General features: G+C 70.6%; 5 protein-coding genes. All 5 read right to left on the reverse strand.

The features are described 5' to 3' along the window. A partial coding sequence (gene ftsL / locus G6024_RS09715; protein ID WP_159148596.1) for a cell division protein FtsL occupies positions 1–715 on the reverse strand: 715 nt, incomplete at its 3' end. Continuing rightward, a complete protein-coding gene (rsmH, locus tag G6024_RS09720; protein ID WP_159148597.1) occupies positions 712–1,734 on the reverse strand; it encodes a 16S rRNA (cytosine(1402)-N(4))-methyltransferase RsmH in 1,023 nt (340 codons plus the stop codon). The genes ftsL and rsmH, both read right to left, overlap by 4 nt. A gap of 170 nt (positions 1,735–1,904) precedes the next feature. Further along, entirely contained in the window at positions 1,905–2,381 is a 477-nt protein-coding gene (gene mraZ, locus G6024_RS09725) for a division/cell wall cluster transcriptional repressor MraZ (protein WP_067713759.1), read from the reverse strand. Between the two features lie 460 nt (positions 2,382–2,841). Beyond that, positions 2,842–3,258: an SCO2097 family morphological protein gene (locus tag G6024_RS09730; RefSeq protein WP_096905650.1), complete on the reverse strand. Its 417-nt coding sequence runs from the start codon at positions 3,256–3,258 to the stop codon at positions 2,842–2,844. Positions 3,259–3,435: 177 nt separating this feature from the next. Next, positions 3,436–3,598, reverse strand: a 163-nt coding sequence (locus tag G6024_RS09735) for an SAV_6107 family HEPN domain-containing protein (RefSeq protein WP_268817117.1), incomplete at its 5' end; no start/stop codon positions are given.

Below are 3,598 nucleotides of genomic sequence, written 5' to 3' on the forward strand. Positions count from 1 at the left end.
CCGCCTGTGGGGCGGGAGCCGGTGGGGCGGACTCGGCCATGGCGGGCGGTGGGGTGACCGGGGACGGAGGGGCTGCGAGGGGCGGATAGGGAACGGGGGCGACCCCGCGGGGCGTGCGGTCCTGGGGCGCCTGCGCGGGCGGGGCGTCGAATCCGTCCCGGTCGGACGACCTCGACGGTCCGGACGCTACCGGAGCGGGCTGCAGAGGTTTGATCGGCGCGCCGAGCTTCGCCTCGGGCTCGCCGACGATCTCGAGCACGCCGTCCGATCCCCTGGTCAGGATGGGTGCGCTGGCGACTCCGACCATGCCGAGCTTCTCCGCGCGCTGCGCCAGCACCTCGGCGGACCGGGCGCGTTCGTTGGACGCCTGCAGAGCTTCCATCCGTTCCACCAACTCCACATTGGCGTCGCGGGCGTTCTTGAGGTCGTAGGTGTCCTGGGTGGTCTGCGCGGACAGCAGGAGGGTGCCGCCCACCCCCGCGCCGATGAGAAGGAGGAGGACGACGACGAAGGGAACCCTCGCGGCGAGCTCGGCGGGACTCAGACGTTCCGCCGGGACGACCACGGTCCGGCGGCCGCGAACCGAGCGGGTGACGGGCTTGCGTCGGAGGCCGACGGGCCGTCCCGCGGGTGCGGGCGCGTCGGCACCCGGTGTCGTCGCCGGGCGGGTGTCGAGCCCGCCGGCGGTGCCGGGCGTGTCGATCGTGCTCGTCATGGGGTTCTCCCGTCGATACGCCGGACACACCGCACCCGCACCGAGGCCGAGCGCGGGTTGTGGTCGATCTCCTCCTGTGAGGCCTTCTCCGCTCCCCGGGTGATCGCCTCGAACTCGGGGCCGTGACCGGGGAGCTCCACGGGCAGGCCCGCCGGAGTCCGCGATGCGGTCCGCGTGGCCAGCTCGCGTTTGACGATCTTGTCCTCGAGGGAGTGGTAGGACATGAACACCGCACGGCCGCCGAGGCGGAGCAGGTCCAGGTATCCGGGCACCGCGTTCTTCACGGCCTCCAGCTCGGCGTTGACCTCGATGCGCAGGGCCTGGAACACGCGTTTGCCCGGGTGTCCGCCGGTCCGGCGGGCACCTTGCGGGATGGTGTCGTAGAGCAGCTCGACGAGTTGGGAGCTGGTCACGACGGGGTCGGTGTCCCGGCGGCGGACGATCGCTGCGGCGATCTGTCGCGCGAATCGCTCCTCGCCGTAGACGCGCAGGACGCGGGCGAGGTCGTCACGCGGGTAGTCGGCCAGGATGTCGGCCGCGGTGGGGCCGGTGGTGGGGTCCATCCTCATGTCGAGCGGGGAGTCGACGGAGTACGCGAAACCTCGCTCGGCCACATCGAGCTGCATGGAGGAGACACCGAAGTCGAGCAGGATCCCGTCGATCGCGGGGCCCGCCTCGTCCCGGGACTCCCCGGGGAGGGCCGCCACGACGCGGTCGAAATCGTCGAAGCGGGCGTGAACCGGCGTGAACCGGTCGCGGTAGGCCGTGAGGCGACGGGTCGCCATCTCGAGGGCCTCGGGGTCACGGTCGACGCCGAGGATGCGCAGCTCACCGAACTCGGCCAGCAGGTGGGAGGAATGCCCCCCGAGCCCGAGGGTCCCGTCCACGATCACGGGGACGCGGCCGTCCTGCGCGGCCGCCTCGACGACGGGCCGGAAGAACTCGATGGTCCGCTCGAGGAAGACGGGTATGTGCCCGGAGCGCGTGGCGTCGCGGTCGGCGTCGGACTCGTCTGCCATCTCGCCTCCTCGCGTCCGGAAGTCGTCGGTGCTCCGGTTGTGGTGGAGCCCCCTGGTCCCCGTCCGGTACCCACCTGGCGTTGGGGAAGTACGTCAGGGTGGTGCCGGGCAGGGGCCGGGGGGCTCCGTCCGTCGTGCTCTCGCTTGCTCGTGTCCGTCCTCTCCCCGGATCAGAATTCGATCCCGAGCGAGGTGCCCTCCATCTCGGAGAACACGGGTAGGTTCTCCTCGCTGTAGCGGTCCCACGCCTCGGCGTCCCAGACCTCGAGACGCTCCCCGAGGCCGTTGACGACGCAGTCCTTGTCCAGACCCGCGTAGTTCCGCTGACTCGCCGGGATGGAGATCCGTCCCTGCGAGTCCAGTTGTTGGACTTCCGCGCCGCTCACCAGGAGCCGGAAGAACGCCATGTGCCTCTCGCTGAGGTTGGCGGTCGGCCGGACCTTTCTGACCAGCGCGTCGAACTCGTCCTCAGGGAAAACCGAGAGCGTGTTGGTGAACCACCCACACACCACCACCCCGTCCGCCAGGCCTGGCCTGAATCTGGCGGGGATCGTCAGCCGCCCCTTGTCGTCGAGCTTGGGACGGTGTGTCCCGTACCCGACGAAGGCTCGTTCACGTCCGGAGTCGACGAGATCGGTGTCGGTCACCCGCCACCTCCTGGGGTCCAGGCCCATCGAGCTCCTTGCGTGCCCCACTCTACCCCACAACGCCCCACAAACAAGGCCTGCGCCCCACTTCGCCCCACCGCCTCGCGTCACCGCAGTTCAGTGGCCATAGGGACCCTGCCGTCGCCGTCCCGACACCGGATCAACAGCCCGGAGGGAGCCCACTTCCGCGAGTCTTTTGGGACTCATGTGACTCGAGACGACTCACGTGGCAGCCGAGCCGGCCCCTGTGGGGAGATGTGGGGAGGAGGGGTGGGGCGTGGTGGGGAGCACGGGTGGGGCGTGGTGGGGAGGAAGGACGGAGCGCCGGCATCTCGGCGGGGACGGACGTTCCGGGTCGCGATGGGCTCTGGGCTGCCGGCCCGAGAGCGTCAGACAAATGGACGAAGGGGTGAGCGCGTGTGCGCTCACCCCTTCGTCGAAAGGCCGTGGGACGGGCCGGTCAGGGCTCCTGGTCGAACCGTCGGCGGAAGCGGTCCTCCATGCGGGAGGAGTAGTTCCGCCCGTCGGCGGGCTTGGCCGATGTCCGCCCGGTGCCGGGGACCCGGGGTCCGCCGGTGCCCTTGGCGCCGGCGGCGCCGTGCGACGGCGTGGACCGCAGCGCGAGGACACCCGCCGCGAACATCACCAGGAACCCGACGAGACTCAGTACCGGGAAGCCGCCGGGCTTGAAGTCGAGGGCGAGCCCGCCGATCAGAAGCGCCACACCGAGGATCGCCAGCGCGACCACCAGGCCCGCCGGACGACGAGCACCGGTCGCACCGGTCTTTCGGACAGACGACGCGAACTTCGGGTCGTCGGCGTAGAGCGCGCTCTCGATTTCCTTGAGCATGCGCTGCTCGTGCTCGGACAGGGGCACTTCGACCTCCTTCAGATGCTCGTGACGAACGAGCGCGGCCGGCTCGGTCGGTTCGCACCAACCGTGGATGGGGATCAGCCGGTCAGGGTTCCCCCCATCATACGAGGGCAACGCGGCGGGTACCACCGGGATTCCCCTCTGACACCTGAGGATTCCCCCGTCTCACCGCCCGGCTCCTCAGGCGGCGGGGCCGAGGACCCCCAACCGCTCGTCCACCAGGTCGAGAAACCGTCCCACCGCCCACAGGAAATCGTCCGCCATCCGATCCGAGACCGTACGCGGGAGCCCGTCCTCGACCGCCGCCGCCAGAGCGGAGTACCCACTGAAGGCGGTCGCCCAC

It is taken from the genome of Dietzia maris (assembly GCF_014144855.1).
In the GTDB taxonomy this organism is placed as follows: Bacteria; Actinomycetota; Actinomycetes; order Mycobacteriales; family Mycobacteriaceae; genus Dietzia; species Dietzia kunjamensis.